The 17477-nt window shown below is 47.8% G+C and carries 15 protein-coding genes; all 15 read right to left on the bottom strand.

Going from position 1 to position 17477, the window contains the following annotated elements:
* Positions 1-30: 30 nt before the first annotated feature.
* A complete protein-coding gene (gene cysK, locus AC50YO_RS23590) occupies positions 31-969 on the bottom strand; it encodes a cysteine synthase A (RefSeq protein WP_494850833.1) in 939 nt (312 codons plus the stop codon).
* Positions 970-1065: 96 nt separating this feature from the next.
* Positions 1066-2034: a peptidylprolyl isomerase gene (locus tag AC50YO_RS23595; RefSeq protein ID WP_494850835.1), complete on the bottom strand. Its 969-nt coding sequence runs from the start codon at positions 2032-2034 to the stop codon at positions 1066-1068.
* 16 nt (positions 2035-2050) lie between these two features.
* Positions 2051-2947 carry an Hsp33 family molecular chaperone HslO gene (gene hslO / locus AC50YO_RS23600; RefSeq protein ID WP_494850837.1) on the bottom strand — a complete coding sequence of 299 codons (897 nt, stop codon included), beginning with the start codon at positions 2945-2947 and terminating at the stop codon, positions 2051-2053.
* A 2-nt stretch (positions 2948-2949) separates the two neighbouring features.
* Positions 2950-3720 carry a type III pantothenate kinase gene (locus AC50YO_RS23605; protein ID WP_494850838.1) on the bottom strand — a complete coding sequence of 257 codons (771 nt, stop codon included), beginning with the start codon at positions 3718-3720 and terminating at the stop codon, positions 2950-2952.
* Positions 3717-4601: a carboxylating nicotinate-nucleotide diphosphorylase gene (gene nadC / locus AC50YO_RS23610; RefSeq protein ID WP_494850839.1), complete on the bottom strand. Its 885-nt coding sequence runs from the start codon at positions 4599-4601 to the stop codon at positions 3717-3719. Before nadC ends, AC50YO_RS23605 begins: the two co-directional genes overlap by 4 nt.
* Positions 4594-6210, bottom strand: coding sequence for an L-aspartate oxidase (nadB, locus tag AC50YO_RS23615; protein ID WP_494850841.1), 1617 nt, complete (start codon positions 6208-6210; stop codon positions 4594-4596). Before nadB ends, nadC begins: the two co-directional genes overlap by 8 nt.
* A gap of 41 nt (positions 6211-6251) precedes the next feature.
* Positions 6252-7190 carry a quinolinate synthase NadA gene (gene nadA, locus AC50YO_RS23620; RefSeq protein WP_494850842.1) on the bottom strand — a complete coding sequence of 313 codons (939 nt, stop codon included), beginning with the start codon at positions 7188-7190 and terminating at the stop codon, positions 6252-6254.
* Between the two features lie 318 nt (positions 7191-7508).
* Positions 7509-9524 (bottom strand): ATP-dependent zinc metalloprotease FtsH, encoded by a 2016-nt coding sequence (gene ftsH / locus AC50YO_RS23625; RefSeq protein WP_494850843.1) that lies wholly within the window; start codon positions 9522-9524, stop codon positions 7509-7511.
* Positions 9525-9635: 111 nt separating this feature from the next.
* Positions 9636-10175, bottom strand: coding sequence for a hypoxanthine phosphoribosyltransferase (gene hpt, locus AC50YO_RS23630; protein ID WP_494850845.1), 540 nt, complete (start codon positions 10173-10175; stop codon positions 9636-9638).
* 53 nt (positions 10176-10228) lie between these two features.
* The gene (gene tilS / locus AC50YO_RS23635) at positions 10229-11659 is read right to left on the bottom strand and encodes a tRNA lysidine(34) synthetase TilS (protein ID WP_494850846.1); all 1431 of its coding nucleotides are present in this window, start codon (positions 11657-11659) and stop codon (positions 10229-10231) included.
* A 47-nt stretch (positions 11660-11706) separates the two neighbouring features.
* On the bottom strand, positions 11707-12627 hold the full coding sequence (locus AC50YO_RS23640) for a protein kinase domain-containing protein (RefSeq protein ID WP_494850847.1): 921 nt from the start codon (positions 12625-12627) through the stop codon (positions 11707-11709).
* Entirely contained in the window at positions 12611-13336 is a 726-nt protein-coding gene (locus AC50YO_RS23645; protein WP_494850848.1) for a vWA domain-containing protein, read from the bottom strand. The genes AC50YO_RS23640 and AC50YO_RS23645 overlap by 17 nt, the downstream gene beginning before the upstream one ends.
* Positions 13337-13671: 335 nt before the next feature.
* Positions 13672-16170, bottom strand: a complete 2499-nt coding sequence (gene spoIIE, locus AC50YO_RS23650; RefSeq protein ID WP_494850849.1) for a stage II sporulation protein E — start codon at positions 16168-16170, stop codon at positions 13672-13674.
* Between the two features lie 370 nt (positions 16171-16540).
* On the bottom strand, positions 16541-17050 hold the full coding sequence (locus tag AC50YO_RS23655; protein WP_494850851.1) for a S1 domain-containing RNA-binding protein: 510 nt from the start codon (positions 17048-17050) through the stop codon (positions 16541-16543).
* Positions 17051-17152: 102 nt separating this feature from the next.
* Positions 17153-17464 (bottom strand): FtsB family cell division protein, encoded by a 312-nt coding sequence (locus AC50YO_RS23660; protein WP_494850852.1) that lies wholly within the window; start codon positions 17462-17464, stop codon positions 17153-17155.
* Between the last annotated feature and the right edge of the window lie 13 nt (positions 17465-17477).

Below are 17477 nucleotides of genomic sequence, written 5' to 3' on the forward strand. Positions count from 1 at the left end.
TCTAGGAATGGAAGGCTACCGAAGTAGTTATTAGTTCTCGAAATTAAATAATGGAGTCGACAAGTAACGCTCACCATTACTTGGTACAACTGCAATGACACGTTTGCCTTTGCCAAGCTCTTTTGCCACTTTCAATGCGGCATAGATCGCTGCGCCGGAGGAAATTCCGCACAGGATACCTTCTTCTTTGGCTGCACGACGAGCATAGTCAAATGCATCTTCGTTCTCAACAACAATAACACCGTCATAAACTTCACGATTCAAGATCTCAGGAATAAAGTTAGCTCCGATACCTTGAATTTTGTGAGGACCAGGCTGTCCACCCGACAACAATGGGGATGCAGCTGGCTCAACCGCGTAGATTTTGATGCCTTCAAAGTTCTCTTTCAGAACTTCACCTACGCCTGAGATCGTTCCGCCCGTACCGATACCAGCAATGAACGCGTCCAGCTTGCCGTCGAGGGAATTAATCGCCTCTACGATTTCTGGACCAGTCGTTTCACGGTGAACCTTCACATTCGCTTGGTTTTTGAATTGTTGCGGGATGAAGTAGCTAGGGTTTTCCTTAGCCAGCTCTTCCGCTTTGCGAACTGCACCATTCATGCCTTCGGAGCCTGGTGTTAATACCAGCTCTGCGCCATAAGCGCGAAGCAGATTGCGACGCTCAATACTCATCGTTTCCGGCATAACCAGAATCGCTTTGTACCCTTTAGCAGCCGCAACAAGTGCAAGCCCGATACCTGTGTTACCACTCGTAGGCTCAACAATTGTATCGCCTGGCTTGATCTTGCCTTCTTGCTCGGCTACTTCGATCATGCTGATTGCTATGCGGTCTTTAACGCTGGCACCCGGATTCTGGTACTCCAGCTTAACATAAATTTCAGCGCTGTCCTCTGGTACTAGACGGTTCAAACGGACAAGCGGAGTATCACCAATAAGGTCAGTTACACTTTGAACAATTTTTGCCATGGAAATGAATGCCTCCTTATTCCGACTATTTCAGTTGGTATTTTAACTAATTCCATATTATCAATGACTCGTATTCATTGTCAATAGCTTCTTTTATTATCCAGCCTTAACTGCATCATATTTTTTGAGCAACTCATCCTCGATGACTCGGAGAGGTTTAGCCTGTGATAAAGCCAACTGTTTGCGGGCTGTATCATAGAGCCTATATCCTGTCATTGCAGATGTTTTACGACGCTCCATTAACCGAATAATGGCATACCCATCATCTACTAATAAAGGGCCTGCCATCTCGCCCGTCTGCAGCCTGCTTGCTGTATCAAGCATCTCTTCATTATAGAAAGGATCATCCGAATCAATAAGTCCGAGATCGCCACCGAAATCTGCTGTAAAAGCATCTACTGAATATTCTTTTGCCAGCTTCTCGAAATCCTCGCCAGCCTCCAGCTTATTCAGCACCTCTGATGCCTGCTTCGATGAATCAACTAAGATCCATCGCAAATGAAGCTGCAATTTGGGACCGAATAGCTCAGGATGCTCTTCAATGTACCGATCGACCTGGGAATCCGATGGCTGAACGGTCAACACGGCTATCTTCTCAAGCAATAGTCGATAGTTCAATTCTTCCAGCACATCTTCCTTAGACATGCCCAGCTGTTCATCCATCATTTGATAAAAGGCTTCTTCGTTGTCATACCCTTCAATCATAGCGGTCAACTCGCGTTCCTGCTCCTCTCTTTCTACAGAAAGGTGCTGCGCTTGCGCTTCGAGGTCAATGGCTTTGTGAACCATGATCGTTCTAAGTACCGTGTCACCATATTGCTGATATAGCTTTTTTTCTAATTCTGCCGCAGTAATAGGTACTTCTCCGACCATTGCAGCTATTGCCCTATTCTGTGCTCCCGCAGACGAATCCGAATCACCTTGCTCCGTATCCGTCTCATCTGGAACGGAATCGGGCTTCGTATTGGAGACAGGAGACAGCTCCATAACGACAACAACACTAAGAACGATCATACATACAGCTTGAAGGACGACCAGCGTCTTCAACACCCCGAATTTCTTCATCCGCCTAATACCCCTCTTATTGATCAGGCTTCGCTTGGCTCAGCAGCTGCTCCAGCTGCTCGCTGTCAAAGGAGTAAGCCTCATTACAGAAGTGGCACACTACCTCCGCTTTTCCATCATCCTCAATAATCTGCTGAATTTCGGATTCACCGAGACTGATCAGGGTTTGACTAACACGCTCTTGCGAACATTTGCATTGGAAACGCAGATCCATCGTATCGTGAATCTGTAAGTCATCCCCTACTAGCCAGCGTAATATTTCATCCGGCGTCTCTCCTTGATCAAGAAGAGCCGTAATATGCGGCATTCTGCCTATCGCATTCTCCAATCGGGTAATCTCCTCATCGGTCAAGCCCGGCAGCAGCTGTACGAGGAACCCGCCTGCATGTATAACACTTCCATCTGTATCCACTAATACACCAAGCCCAACCGCTGAAGGCGTCTGCTCCGACACTGCGAAGTAATACGTGAAATCTTCGGCGAGCTCACCCGAAATGAGCGGCACACTGCCGCGATAAGGTTCCTTCAAGCCCAAATCTTTGACGATGTGAAGATGACCGGTGGTCCCTACTCCACCTGCTACATCTATTTTGCCGTCCGCATTGCTCGGCAGAAGCACGTCAGGGTTGTCTGCATATGCACGAACTTCACCGTGAGCATTCGCATCAACCACGATCTGGCCTATAGGCCCATCGCCTTTGACCTGAACGGTCAGCTTCTCCTCACCCTTGAGCATAGCACCCATTATGGCTCCTGCTGTCGCTGCTCTTCCCATTGCAGCAGTTGCTGTAGGCATCGCCTGATGTCTGCGCTGAAGCTCCGATACAAGCTTGGTCGTACGAGCAGCAAAGACGCGAATCTTGCCGCCCCATGCTGTACCTCTTACGAGAATATCATTGTACTCTTCTTCCATCTTTATCCCTCCTGATTCCGTTCGAATATGATCCGCAATCCCTCCAAAGTCAGGAGTGGATCAACTTCCTCTATCGTTTCCGATTCCGCGCTGATTAACTCAGCAAGCCCGCCTGTTGCAATTACGCGAGGCGATACGCCGAATTCTTTTTTTATTCTCTGAACAATGCCATCTACCTGGCCCGCATAACCAAAAATAATTCCCGCTTGCATAGAAGTAACAGGATTGCGCCCTATTACACTGCGAGGGCGGACGAGCTCAATACGAGGCAGCTTGGCTGCACGCTGATACAAGGCCTCTGTTGAAATTCCAATGCCCGGAACAATAGCCCCACCTAGGTAGCTGCCTGATGCATCAATGTAATCGAATGTTGTTGCTGTACCGAAATCCACTACGATTAACGGTGTTCCGTACTTCTCAATTCCCGCAACCGAATTGACGATACGATCGGCTCCGACTTCACGGGGATTCTCGTAACGAATATTCAGGCCAGTCTTAATTCCTGGTCCCACAATGATCGGAGTCTTCCGCAAATATTTCAAGCATAATTGCTCAAGCGTACGCATAAGCGGCGGTACTACCGAGGAGATGATCACGCCATCTACTTGATCCATCGTTATGCCCGCATAGTGAAATAAGTTATGAATATTAATTCCATATTCATCAACCGTTGCAGAACGATTCGTACTGAGCCGCCAATGATGCTGCAGCTCCTTACCAATATAGACGCCCAATACAATGTTTGTGTTGCCAACATCGATGACTAATATCACAGAAGAGACCCACCCTTCTTCGCATTTAGATCCAAGCTAATATCAAGTGCGTTAAAGGAATAGGTTAAGCCCCCAACAGATATAACATCCACTCCGCATTCAGCAATTGCCCGAACTGTATCCAGTCTTACATTTCCTGAAGCTTCTATAATAACATGAGGTGACTGTTCCTTGATGTGCTTAACCGCTTCTTTCATCAGGGAAGTCGACATGTTGTCGAGCATAATAATATCGGCGCCATAAGCTAGAGCTTCGTTAATCTGCTCCATGGATTCTGTCTCTACCTCAATCTTCATCGTATGGGGAATAGCTGCGCGAGAAGCTTCAATTGCTGCACGAATCCCGCCTGCACCTTTTATGTGGTTGTCCTTAATCATAACAGCATCATATAAGCCGAAGCGATGATTTGCTCCGCCGCCTACACGAACTGCATATTTCTCCAGCTGTCGATGTCCGGGTGTTGTCTTGCGCGTGTCTACCAAACGAACATGCAATCCTTCAAGCGCCGTTACAAATTCATTGGTTTTTGTAGCAATTCCTGATAAGCGCTGCATGATATTCAGTGCTAGCCGCTCTCCCGTTAGTATACGATGTGTATTGCCTTCTACAACCGCAAGCACCGTTCCCTTTTCCGCATAGTCGCCGTCTTTCACTTGGGCGTGGAATGCCAGAGTAGGATCTACAAGCTCAAAGACTAGCTGAGCAACAGGCAATCCTGCGATAACACCGCTCTCCTTGAGATGAATAACTGCCTTTGCTTGCGAGTTCGCCGGGATCGTTGTCGCTGTCGTTATATCGCCGCTACCGATATCCTCTGCCAGCCATCCGCGTATTTGCTCACGCAGTGCATGATTATATCCATCAAACGTCGTCTCATACATTTGCTAATCGCTCCTCTGTCATTCCTTCTAGACGATGCTGCACCGTATGCTTGCGCCACATCTTGTCATCACGTTCGGGGAAATCTTCCCTGTAGTGGGCACCACGGCTCTCCTCGCGGGAAAGTGCGGATTCAGTCGTTAACATTGCACATATAAGCAGATTGGCAAATTCGTATTCTTCCCGCTTCGTTAAGACAGACTGGAAGATCGGCAATTGCCGCTTCAATTCTTCAAGACCTTGCTCTAAGCCTGCTGCGTTGCGTCGCAATCCTGCATATCTTACCATAATCTTTTGCAGCTTCAGACGTTTCTCAACGACAGCCTGCATGGGAGGATTGCTGCGAAGCTGCTCTGTGCGAATAGATGGCCTAACATCAAGCTTAGGCAGCTGTTGAATACGATCAACAATTCTTCTACCGAATACGACGGCCTCAGACAAGGAGTTGCTCGCCAGCCGATTAGCGCCATGAACACCTGTTGAAGATACTTCGCCGCATGCGAACAGTCTTCTTATATTGGTTTCCCCGTTTAGATCGGTTTTGACTCCACCCATCATATAATGAGCTGCTGGAGCGACTGGAATCCAGTCCGATGTCAGATCAAGGCCAAACTGCAAGCAAAATTCATAAATATTCGGAAAACGGTGCTTGACCATTTCCTCGGATTCACTTGTAACATCGATATAGACAAATGTCGATTTGGTCTCTTCCATCTCACTTACAATAGCGCGTGCTACAACATCACGCGGTGCCAGCTCTAGCTGATGATGGTAGCGCTCCATGAAGCGTTCGCCTTTAATGTTGCGCAGAACAGCTCCCTCACCTCGAACGGCCTCCGAAATCAAGAAGCGCGGTGCTCCCGGATAGCAGAGTGAGGTCGGATGGAATTGTATGAACTCCACATCCTGTATATACGCCCCTGCTCGGTATGCCATCGCAATACCGTCACCAGTTGCCACATCAGGATTCGTAGTGTAACGATACAACTGGCCTGCTCCACCCGAGCATAGAATCGTTGCTTTACCGCGAACGAATACGCGATGCCCATCCTGTGCCTGAACAACGGCACCGCAGCATTCTCCGTCTTGTGTAACAAGATCAATGACAAAATGCTCGTCCCATACTTCAATATTAGAGTCAGAGGTTGCCTTCTTCGAAAGTGCGCGAACGATCTCATAGCCGGTTGCATCGCCATTCGCATGTAGAATGCGGCGTTGGCTATGCGCGCCTTCCTTGGTTAGAGCAAATTCCCCATTTTCTCGGTCAAATTGCGTACCCATCTGTATAAGATGCTCCACACCTGCCGGCCCTTCGTGAACGAGTATATTAACTGCATCATCCAAGCAAAGGCCAGCTCCCGCTATAAGGGTATCTTCCAAGTGGTAGGCAGGAGAATCTTCATCCGAAATAACAGCGGCTATGCCGCCTTGGGCGTAGCGGGTGTTACTGTCAAGCAACGATTTCTTAGTAATCATAAGAACAGATTGATTATCGTTGCTTGCCCTTAATGAGGTAAAAAGACCGGCTATGCCGGCCCCAATAACAATCACATCTTTATCGATTACTGGAAGATCCTCCAGGTTAATATCTACAAGGTATCTAGGAATCATAATTCAGGCGCCTCCAGGCATAGGAGTAGCGCATGCTGCTCCTATTTCACGAGTAACATGCGCTCCAAGGACAAGCGTGCTTGATCTGCCACATGTGGCGGAACATAAATTTGCGGCTGCATCGTTTCTAGGCATTTGACCAGCTTCTTCAAATTGTTCACCTTCATGTTAGGGCAAACCAAATATTTGGATGCAAAGTGGAAGGATTTGTTCGGACTGTCTAGACGAAGCTGATAACCCGTTCCATCTTCTGTACCAACAATAAACTCCTGGCACTCCGACTCCTTGCAATATTTGATAATAGCCGTTGTACTGCCTACGAAATCGCCTAACTCAACAACATCAGGACGGCATTCAGGATGAACGACGAACTGTGCGTTCGGGTACTTGGCTTTCATCTCTTCAACATCTTTGACTGTCAGCATATCATGGGTATTGCAATACCCTTCCCAGATAATCATCTTCTTGTCTGTATTCTGTTGAACATAATGACCCAAATTTTTATCTGGAACCCAGATTACCTCGTCGCCCTCTACTGAATTGACTACATTCAGAGCATTAGCAGAGGTACAGCAAATATCCGTCTCTGCTTTGATCTCAGCAGATGAATTAATATAAGTAACGACTGTAGCATTTGGATGCTGTGCTTTGAGCTTCCGCAGTCCATCTACATTCACCATATCTGCCATTGGGCAGCCAGCACGCTCGTCGGGTATGATCACTGTTTTGTTAGGGGCCAGAATCTTAGCGCTCTCTCCCATGAAGTGAACCCCGCAAAAAACGATAACGTCCGCATCGGTTTGTGCAGCCTTTTGTGCGAGCAGGAATGAATCCCCGCGGAAATCAGCAACCTCTTGAATTTCGTCGCGTTGATAATAATGAGCCAGAATGATAGCATTACGCTCTTTCTTCAGCTGCATTAGCCGTTCACGCAGCTCACGGTTTTGTTCCGCCTTGCGTTCCAGTGCCAGTGCTTCCACAGTAAATCCTCTCCTCTGATGAGCGATGGGATTACTAACTCCCATTCCGATTAGGGCATTGCCAACTTTGTGAATTGATGCACAAAGTTAGTAAGTCAATTGCCTTGTGATTTAATTTATAGACATATTTTCTTTGATAAGCTTAAATTTACTCCAGGCAGGGGGCGCTGTCAATCTATTACGAGTCATTCTATAGCATTTAAGCTGACTTTTTTTATAATCAGCTTGATCCCTTTCTTATTAGAAAGAAAAACAGCTATTCCCCTTGCATGCTGGACTAGCTGCAAGTTAGGAATAGCTGTTTATTGTAGGATTGGATTATGATCCTTTATTCGGATCCTCTTCATCCGTTGGTTTGTCGAGATTAGGAATCGTTGGTGCTGCAGTATCATCTGCATCACGGGATTGAATACGAACCTTCACGTCGCCAATCTCATCGATAATAGGTTCAGAAGTAGACTCGGAAGCTCCGCTTTCATTAGTCGTACCTTCTCCGCCTGTAAGTGAGCCTGTATCAATAAGTCGTTGAATTTGATCCATCTCAAGCGTTTCTTCAGATAGCAAGGTTTGTGCAATCAAATGTACTTCCTTGCTCTTCTCGCTGAGAAGCTGCTTCGCACGCGCATAACATTCATTAATTAGGCGCTGCATTTCCTGATCAATTTCGTAAGCGATGGCATCGGAATAGTTCTGCTCGTGACCTAGATCGCGACCAAGGAATACTTGCCCTTGAGTCTGACCGAACTGCATTGGTCCAAGCTTGTCACTCATACCATATTCCATAATCATGCTACGGATAATGCCAGTTGCTTGCTTAAAGTCACTGTATGCGCCCGTTCCGATTTCACCAATGAATAGCTCTTCAGCTACCCGTCCGCCGAGCAAGCCCGTTACTTTATCAAGCAGCTCTTGCTTGGTTACCAGCATACGGTCTTCTTTCGGAAGCATAATAACGTATCCTCCAGCACGACCGCGCGGTATAATCGTTACTTTATGCACTTTATCTGCGTTCTCAAGGAAGTAACCAACAATCGTATGTCCCGCCTCATGATAAGCAACGATCCGTTTCTCGCGATCACTGATGACACGGCTCTTCTTCTCCGTACCAACGATTACGCGGTCAATAGCCTCGTCAACTTCTTTCATGGCGATATCCTTCTTATTGCGGCGTGCTGCAAGAAGCGCTGCTTCATTCAGCAGGTTCTCCAGATCCGCACCGGTGAAGCCAGTTGTACGCTTCGCAATGATATCGAGCTTAACGTCTTTTTCGAGCGGCTTGTTGCGAGCATGTACTTTCAGTACAGCTTCACGGCCTTTTACATCTGGACGATCAACCGTAATTTGACGGTCAAAACGGCCTGGACGGAGCAAAGCCGGATCCAGAATATCTGGACGGTTCGTTGCCGCTACCATGATGATGCCTTCGTTCGCACCGAAGCCATCCATCTCGACGAGCAACTGATTGAGCGTTTGCTCGCGCTCATCATGTCCGCCGCCTAGTCCAGCACCACGCTGACGACCAACAGCATCAATCTCATCAATGAAGATAATACATGGAGCATTTTTCTTCGCATTCTCGAACAAGTCCCGTACACGGGATGCGCCGACACCGACGAACATCTCAACAAAGTCGGAACCGGAGATGCTGAAGAATGGAACACCAGCTTCGCCTGCAACAGCACGAGCCAGCAAGGTTTTACCAGTACCTGGAGGTCCTACAAGCAATACGCCTTTAGGAATACGTGCTCCAACCAGGTTGAATTTGCGTGGGTCCTTCAAGAAATCGACGACTTCGATAAGCTCTTGCTTCTCTTCGTCAGCACCCGCAACATCCTCGAACGTGATGCGCTTCTTCTCTTCGTTGTACAGCTTTGCACGGCTTTTGCCAAAGTTCATCACTTTGCCGCCGCCACCCTGTGCTTGATTCATCAGGAAGAAGAAAAGAACAAATATAATCACAAACGGAATGATGGAAGTAAGGAACGTGAGCCAAATGCTCGGTGTATCCATCGGTTTATAATTTAGCTTAAAACCTTTTTCCTCTTCGGCACCAATCAGTACTTCACCGAATTCCAGACCTGCGCGAGCTGTGAACTTAAGTTCCTCACTCTTCGCATCTGCAAGCGGCTTTATTAATTTACCAGAGATAAAATAAGTCTGACCGTCATACTTAACGGTTAGCTCCTCAACGTTACTCTCGCTAATCGCTGTGCGAAGCTGATCATATCGCAATTCGACGGTAGTATCATTTTGGTTGCTGATAAACTGAATGATCCCAACGGTTACCAAAAAGATGATCAAATAAAACGCTGTATTACGCATGATCCGATTCATCCCCTACCTCCTCTCAAGACGCTTCTAATATTTTAACATAGCATGACTTTCCATCTCAATAGACCTTCAACCTGAGGGGGAAGTATGCAGGTAAAACGCGTGTTCATCGAGCTATTTGGTGTAGACTTCCGGTTTCAATATGCCAATAAACGGAAGATTGCGGTAGTTCTCAGCATAATCAAGACCATAACCGACGACGAATTCGTCAGGCAGCGTGAAGCCTGTATAATCCGCCTCCAGATCTACAGAACGACGAGCAGGCTTATCAAACAAGGTAGCCACTGTTACAGACTTGGCATTGCGACGTTCCAATACATCAATTAAGTAACTGAGCGTCAAGCCGCTGTCGATGATATCCTCAACGATAAGTACGTCACGCCCCTCAACCGTTGCATCCAAATCTTTGATAATCTTCACAACCCCGGAGGATTTAGTCGATTGGCCATAGCTCGATACCGCCATAAAGTCAATTTCAAGCGGGATCGTCATTTCCTTAACCAGATCAGACATGAAAATAAATGCGCCCTTGAGTACACAAATAACAAGCGGATTCCGCCCGCCAAAATCTTGACTCAGCGTAGTGCCGAGCTCCTTTACTTTAGCTTGAATCTGACTGGCATCATACAATACTTCTTGAATGTCATTAAGCAAAATGAAAATCCCCCTAGATTTATTACTTATAATTATGAGTATAACAGTGCTTCTTATTCGTTATCCACTCGAATGAACAGGAAGTCCGTTGTATCCGCATCCGCGAGCGCATGAGAGGAACGTCTTATCCCCGGAATCCATAGCAATCGGCCTTCCGCGTCAAGCAAGAGCGGGTAGCTGTCACGCTGAGATGGAGGAAGCTTTTCATCGACGAACATATCTTGCACTTTTTTGGACCCGTTTAATCCTAGGACGTGAATTCTGTCACCCGGCCGCCGACTGCGTATAAGCAATGGGTAGGAGAGCTTCTTCGCATCAAAGCAAACTTCATGCCTCCCCGAGAGCTGTACACGTTCATCCGCGTAGAGATGCTTGAATGAAAGCACTCTTCCGCCCGCCTCTATCCTTGCTGACTGTATATCGGTCGGAACAGTATACGCATAATGCGTCGTTTCTACCATATCGGGGCTATCCGATACGTTTATCCAACGAATTATCTCATACTCTCTAATACAGCGAATGCCTGCCCCAACATCTGCTCGCCATGTGCTCTGCGCATGATCCGCAGATGCAAGACGCATCGTCTCGACAAGCTCGAAGGAGACGGAATCCGCATCCCTCGCAAGATAATTTAATATTAGTTTAATCAATCTCCTTTGTAAAGCAACATGCAAGCCGTACAAATCACTGCACTTCACCTTGCATTCGTCAGGGGTTAACGCTACAAGCTCGGTGAACCTTGCTTTTGCTTCATTCTCCATCCATTGGTCTTCTGCGCTCGCAACATCGGCCAGCCGTTGAAGTGAACGAGGCAGTTGAGGATTGAATTGAGACAAATACGGCAATACATCAAGTCGAATGACATTGCGAAAATAATACCGCTCATTGTTGCTTCCATCCAGACAATAGGGTATTTCCCATTCCGCGCAATAACGCAGAATGTCTGACTTCTTCATACGAAGCAGCGGCCTAATAAGTTCCACGTTTTTTTCGCGGCGTTTGGCTGCTATTCCTGCTATACCCGTTAACCCTGCCCCTCGAATCAGGTGCATGAGCACAGTCTCTGCCTGATCGTCGCCATGATGAGCCAGTGCAATGCTTGTTGCCTGCCAACGATCAGCGGTCTCATGCAGGAACTGATACCTTTTTTCCCGTGCAGCTACCTGCGAGTTAAGCTTGGATTCCTCAATATAAGCAGGCAAATTAAATTCCGCTGTCTCGCATGGAATATCGAGTTGCTGCGCATATTGACGAACAACCTCAGCCTCCTGAGCCGAAGCCTCTATCCGGAAGCCATGATTAACATGCGCAGCTACAAGGGTTATTCCCTCGTCCTCAGCCATATAGCTCAGCATATGCAGCAGTGCCATAGAATCAGGACCTCCAGATACAGCAGCTATGATTCGGTCGCCTCTGGTCCATAACCGCTCATTCGCAGCAAATCGCTTCACTTCGAGCAGCAGCTTGTTCTCTTCTGGTGCCATACCTGACCAATCTCCCTATATACCATTGATTTATGTAAGCTGTACAATTATACGCCGCCCCGTACCAGCCAATATACCGATATAACCAGCACGATAACCGATACTGCAGCGAACCCTTTGAGCCAGTTGGGCGTAGCGGCAGAACGATGCCGATCTCTCCGGTGCAACAGTACTCTCCACGCCTCTGCTCCTTCGACCGCATCGAAAAAGCCGCCTGACAATGCTTGTCTAAGCCAGCCTGATACCGGCTTTAGCGCTGCACTATCCCCAACAATGGCTAAGAGGTCTTCTATGGATCGATTCTGAGGCAAGCCTAAGCTGAGCTGCTGGAGGCGCTTCGGCTCATGCAACTGGATACATAGCAGGGCGAAGGAAAACAAATCATACTTTGCATCAGCTGAACGGGAGCCGGCATTCCAATAACCGCGATCATAAATTTCTGTGAATTGCCGGATGCTCTTGCCCAGAGCCGTCACGCCTCCATAATCAACCAGTTCTACATAGCCATAATCAGCTACAAGTACATTTTCCATCTTAAGATCACCGAACACCCACCCCTTACTATGCAGCTCTCCCAGCTTATTCAATAAGCTCAAGCCTACCAAAGGAAACCACTCTGAACCGTTCTCCGTCAAATAACCTGACAAGGTTGTCCCTCGAACATAACGCATAATATAGAAGGGATAGTCTTTACCGTCCGAGCCGTGCAGATCATCCACGTCATAGAGGAAAGGCTCCGTTCCATGCTCTCCTTGCTTGGCCAACGCTTGGAGCACATTAATCTCTGATTGCAGATCGACTGCATCCGCTCCAACCTTCAGCGCATACCATGCACGATCCTTCTGAACTAGGTATACCTTCCCATTCGCGCCTTCGCCTAAAAGACGCTCCACGCGGTATCTTCCTTGGTTCCATTTGCCTATGACGACGGTTCCCCGGCGCAGATTAATCTTAAACGACGTAGTCACTCATCATCCCATCCGTTTCATCTCTGCTCTTCCTACCATAATCCCCCTGACGGTAAAAATCAATCACCTGCATAATCGCCGGGCCTGTAGGTGTTGTTCCGCCCATTGAGAGCTTCGCAAATAAAGACTTCGCTCCGTCCAGATTACTCGTCCAATTCAAATCGAGCTTACTATCTTCCCCATGCTTGGAATCAGGAAAATGAAAGACAGCGATCTCACTCTTCCCTTGCCGAGCCTGCAGGCTGAGCATGAGATCGTGAATCGCTTCCTCAACGGCATGCAGCTTGGGCTTCATGCTTGCACTTGCATCAATAAGCAGGGCTACTTGCAGCTTGGACGTCTCTCCTAGCTCGTCTATGACTCGTACAACTTCGCTTCGCTTATCAGGGGGCAGCGCTTCGATAGAGCCATTGCCCAGCACCTGCTTTAATTCCTTTTGTACCGCTAATTGAATTGTCTGAACGGCCGTTTTGCGCGTCATCATCTGAACCGTATGGGAGAGCTGACGCATATTGACCAATCGGCTCAGGCCACCGCCCGCTCTGGCAATCTCCTCTATCTCTGAAGCGCCCATTTCACCAACATCGCCATAATCAAGAACACCAATGACGTTAACGGCAATTCCGTCAGCTTTGGCATGTGCGGCAGCAACAACCGGACTGAGCCCTACATTCGAACAACCATCCGTTATTAATAGTATTTGCTTCATTTTTGCTGTCCTCCTACATTAGGTAGTCTGATGCCTAGAGAAACCTTGGCTTTCTATCAGCTTTTCCTTTTGTGAGAAGGGATAAACGACTAGACTACTAAATAAACGATATTTTTATATTTGAATCGCTGCGGGTGCTGCAAGAACCTCTCTCTTTTACTTCGGAATCTATCTCCTTTTAATGAATGTATGGTAGAAAGTAAACGGGCGTGTGCCTGATAAAGCCCAGAAAAAGGCTCTTTTGCATGCGACGTACCGGAGTACATAGCTGCAAAAGAACCTTTTTCAGTTGTTTCACAATAAATGATCTCCTCCTCCCGCTCCTACCTATTCATTCAGCTCACTGTTCTTGGACGCTCCAAACGGGTAAGCCCCGGCCAACGGAACGAAGCCCACTCTGGCAAATGCTTGTCCACTCGAGCTACTAACACGGTCATATCGTCTATAATTTCCCCTTTATGGTAACGCACAACGGTCTCAAGAAGAGAATCTGCCATCTCCTGCGGATCATTCGTCTTCAATTCATGGATGATTCGTTTCATCCACATCTCTTTATTGACGGCATGCCCTGGTGCATCATAAATGCCGTCACTCATCATAATCAGCGTATCTCCCGGCAGAAGCTGCATAGAGAGCATATCTACGTCGATGTCCTGCAATATTCCAATCGGCAAATTATTCGCTGTAACAGGAATAACCTCACTTCCCCGCTTAATAAAGCTTGGTGTAGAGCCAATCTTCATGAAGGTCGTCTGAGCGGTATACAGGTCAATGATCGCTAGATCAACCGTAGCAAACACTTCGTCAGAGGAACGGAGCAGCAGTATTGAATTGACCGATTTTACAGCTAGCTTCTCATCCATGCCGGATTGAAGCAATTGCTGCAGGATGGATAACGCTGCACTGCTCTCCTGACGCGCCCGCTCTCCATTGCCCATGCCATCGCTTATAGCCACCGCGAACTTTCCGTTGCCCAGCTCCACCATGCTGAAGCTGTCCCCTGACAGCAGATCTCCTCCTTTGGCTGCGCCTGCTATTCCGGTCTCTACCTCGTATTCCTTCGCGGAGCCGAACACAACCAGCGTCGCTTCCCCATTCTTGGAAGCCGCACGCTCAGACTTAACCGCTACATGCTCCCCCAGAATATCAGACAGGAGCGGAGCTATAATTTTACGGCACTCGTCGTAGCCTCTGCTGAAATTATGATACAGCTCGATCTCGACATTTCCCTCCTCCAAATTAATGACCTCGATCTCTTGTATAGATAGCCCTAGCCCTTCCAAGGCTTCCCGAATCTGCTCCTCCTGCAGATGAAGCGTCTGTCCTTCTCTCTTAATCTCATTCGCAAGATCCTCCATAACCTGCGATACACCCGATAATTGATCAGCGACAAGCTGGCGCGAATCGTATATTTGTTTTTTCCAGTGCATATCATTCTTATATAGCTTGTATTGCTGATCCATTACGCCAAGAACCTGCCCTGGCTTCACACAATGTGAGGACCACACTTTTGGAATATCCTTATTCGCTGGTACCCGATCCTCCTCTACAGTAGTCATCATATCGGTCATCATCTTATAGGTCTGATAGAATTTCCCTTCCCAGCATGCATGCTGTCTATGGCAGGATGAGCAGCTTCGCTCAGCCACAGCATTCATGAAATGTCCGAGCTCCTCCTCTCGCTTCAACGTAGCAGTCGTCCCGTTTAATTGACCGAAGCTGCGGGACAGCTGACGGAATACCTCTGAATATTGCGATACCCGGTCCGCTGTTACTTCCCGTACACGCTTGGCATACTCATGCTGCGATTTGGAATGCTCATTGGTTCCTGGAACATAACGGGCAATTGTACGAATCATGACACGCGGTGTGAGCATCAATAAGATCGCCGCTGTTACAGACTCCCAGGTAGAGGACATGACATCGGCTTGGTTGCCCACATATACAGCCAGAATGGAGGTTCCCAGCAGCATCCCGAAAGCTACCGCCATTTTCCCTCCTTCTCTCAGCAGCCCTGCCAGCAGCCCTGCAAAAGCTAGCAAGCTCATCTGCACGATAGCCTGCAAATCAGCAAGGCTTAGAATAAGCCCAGCAACGACACCAACTGAGGCTCCGAGCGGAGCACCGCCTGCTAGTGCAAAGAGCAGCAGCATATAACGCGACATCACATGCTCTACTGACATGCCGTACACTATCCAGCCTACAGCCCCCGTCATGACCGAAGCGAGCAGAATCATGAGGCAAATAATCTCTTCATTTTTGAACGAGACGCTTTTCTTGGACATCGTCAGCACAGGAATAGCCTGTACAAAAACAAGGGTCAGAACAAATCCGAGTGCGGCTTCGACAACAACCATAACGAAGCTGTACCAGCTTAGCCCATCACCGATAAACACCGAGAATAGCTGTACGAGCAAGGTGGAGGCAAAGACGAGCAGCGGTGCAGAAGATAATTCGGCCTTCTCATAAGTCTCCAGCCCTCGGAAGAGTAGATACAACACGGCTATTTCCATAGCGATCCACATCGGCTGAGGGGTAACAGCGAACCAGCTGCCTGCAATGAGCGATACAGCGACCCATGCGTAGGCATCCTTCCGCATAAAGTAGATCACCGCAAAGTAAGCGGCAGCGAACGGCATCAGCGATTCCAGAATAACTGCTCGTCCAAGTAAAAAGCCTACCACGATAAGCAGGAAGGTCCATTTCTTCGCCAAAGCCATCTGTATGAACCTTTTCGAAGCCGCCCATTCTTTCCCCTTATTTATCATCGCCTCTTTCCAGCCAGCCTTTATCCCTTTACCTCCAGGGAATATCACCAAATTTTCCTTGTTCATTACCGACACCACCAATCCGAGTTTATTGTGTTTCCCCAGTATAGGAGGTTGTCCGTATGAAGTTTGTCAGTTTAGCGTAGCAGTCCAAAAAGTTTTTTCCGACAAAAACACCTGAGGAGCAGCTTATTTGTCAACGCTTTCAAACCCTTGCCCCGTATGGCTTTGCCATGGCTTACATGACCATCGAAGCATCAGCGCTTCAACAAAAACCGTCTATCCGTGCGTTCTTCTGCTGACGAATGAAGGTTTGAACATGTCGGGTTTACAGAGGTATCAGAGAAAAGTTTTTAGGCAGGCATCCTAAAACATTCTAAAACATGCAAAAAAGCAGAACCCGAGGGTCCTGCTTCATATGATAATATCAATTCATTTAATCCCGCTTGGCTCCGCGTCCACCGCGTTTGCCCTCGGTGTTCTTCTTCAGGGAGGAAATGCGTTCTTCACTATCTTTCAGGAAGCGCGACACTTTATCCTCGAACGAAGGCTTGCCGTATGACGGTCTGCCAGACGACTGCTTGTTGAAGGGACGCCCGCCACGATCTTGGCCACCGCCACCGCCACCACCGCGATTGAAGCGTTCTCCACCGCCACCGCCGCCACCACCTGTACGCGGCTCACGCTGCGGAGGTTGTTGGCCTTCTGGTCGGTCAATTGCCTGTTTAATGGAAAGTCCGATCTTACCGTCTTTGTCCACGTTGATCACTTTAACCTTGACGATGTCCTCAATCTTCAGGTGATCCTTCACGTCCTTGACGTAATTATCGGCGATTTCCGAGATGTGAACAAGCCCCGTGACACCTCCCGACAAGTCGACGAATGCCCCGAAATGCGTAATCCCTGTAACTTTGCCCTCTAACTTGGCGCCTACTTCAATTGCCATAAAATAAAATGTTCCTCCCTAAAATTTTTGCTATATCTCACTACCGTGATTATAACCGAAGCGTTGAAGGAAGGTCAACAGACGTTCACCCGTTTAGAGCGTCTATTTAATAACCTCTATCACCTTTTCCCCTTCTTTTACCATACCTTGTTCCTTTGTTGCAAGCTGTTCAATATATTCTGGGTCATTCAGCTGGTCGATTCGCTGCTGTAATTGCTGACTCTGCTCTGTAGATTCATCCAATTGCTTCTGAACACTCGCAAGTCTGATTTCAGTCGCGTTAGACTGTTTCAACTGTCCTAAGAAAGTATAGGTAGCCCAGCTCATAAACAGAACGATGAACATCATCCATAGCCTTATTCTTCGCCTTGACCCCGTATTTCCCGTTGATTTGCCAACTGCAGCAGTCTTCATGAGCTTGTCCTCC

It is taken from the genome of Paenibacillus sp. J22P59, assembly GCF_059383895.1.

Bases quoted from the DNA above. Each gene is read 5' to 3' on its own strand.
- nadB (WP_494850841.1), bottom strand. From the start codon at position 6,210: ATGATTCCTAGATACCTTGTAGATATTAACCTGGAGGATCTTCCAGTA.
- hslO (WP_494850837.1), bottom strand. From the start codon at position 2,947: ATGGAAGAAGAGTACAATGATATTCTCGTAAGAGGTACAGCATGGGGC.
- ftsH (WP_494850843.1), bottom strand. From the start codon at position 9,524: ATGAATCGGATCATGCGTAATACAGCGTTTTATTTGATCATCTTTTTG.
- nadC (WP_494850839.1), bottom strand. From the start codon at position 4,601: ATGTATGAGACGACGTTTGATGGATATAATCATGCACTGCGTGAGCAA.
- AC50YO_RS23660 (WP_494850852.1), bottom strand. From the start codon at position 17,464: ATGAAGACTGCTGCAGTTGGCAAATCAACGGGAAATACGGGGTCAAGG.
- tilS (WP_494850846.1), bottom strand. From the start codon at position 11,659: ATGGCACCAGAAGAGAACAAGCTGCTGCTCGAAGTGAAGCGATTTGCT.
- cysK (WP_494850833.1), bottom strand. From the start codon at position 969: ATGGCAAAAATTGTTCAAAGTGTAACTGACCTTATTGGTGATACTCCG.
- AC50YO_RS23655 (WP_494850851.1), bottom strand. From the start codon at position 17,050: ATGGCAATTGAAGTAGGCGCCAAGTTAGAGGGCAAAGTTACAGGGATT.
- AC50YO_RS23595 (WP_494850835.1), bottom strand. From the start codon at position 2,034: ATGAAGAAATTCGGGGTGTTGAAGACGCTGGTCGTCCTTCAAGCTGTA.
- AC50YO_RS23645 (WP_494850848.1), bottom strand. From the start codon at position 13,336: ATGAAGCAAATACTATTAATAACGGATGGTTGTTCGAATGTAGGGCTC.
- spoIIE (WP_494850849.1), bottom strand. From the start codon at position 16,170: ATGAACAAGGAAAATTTGGTGATATTCCCTGGAGGTAAAGGGATAAAG.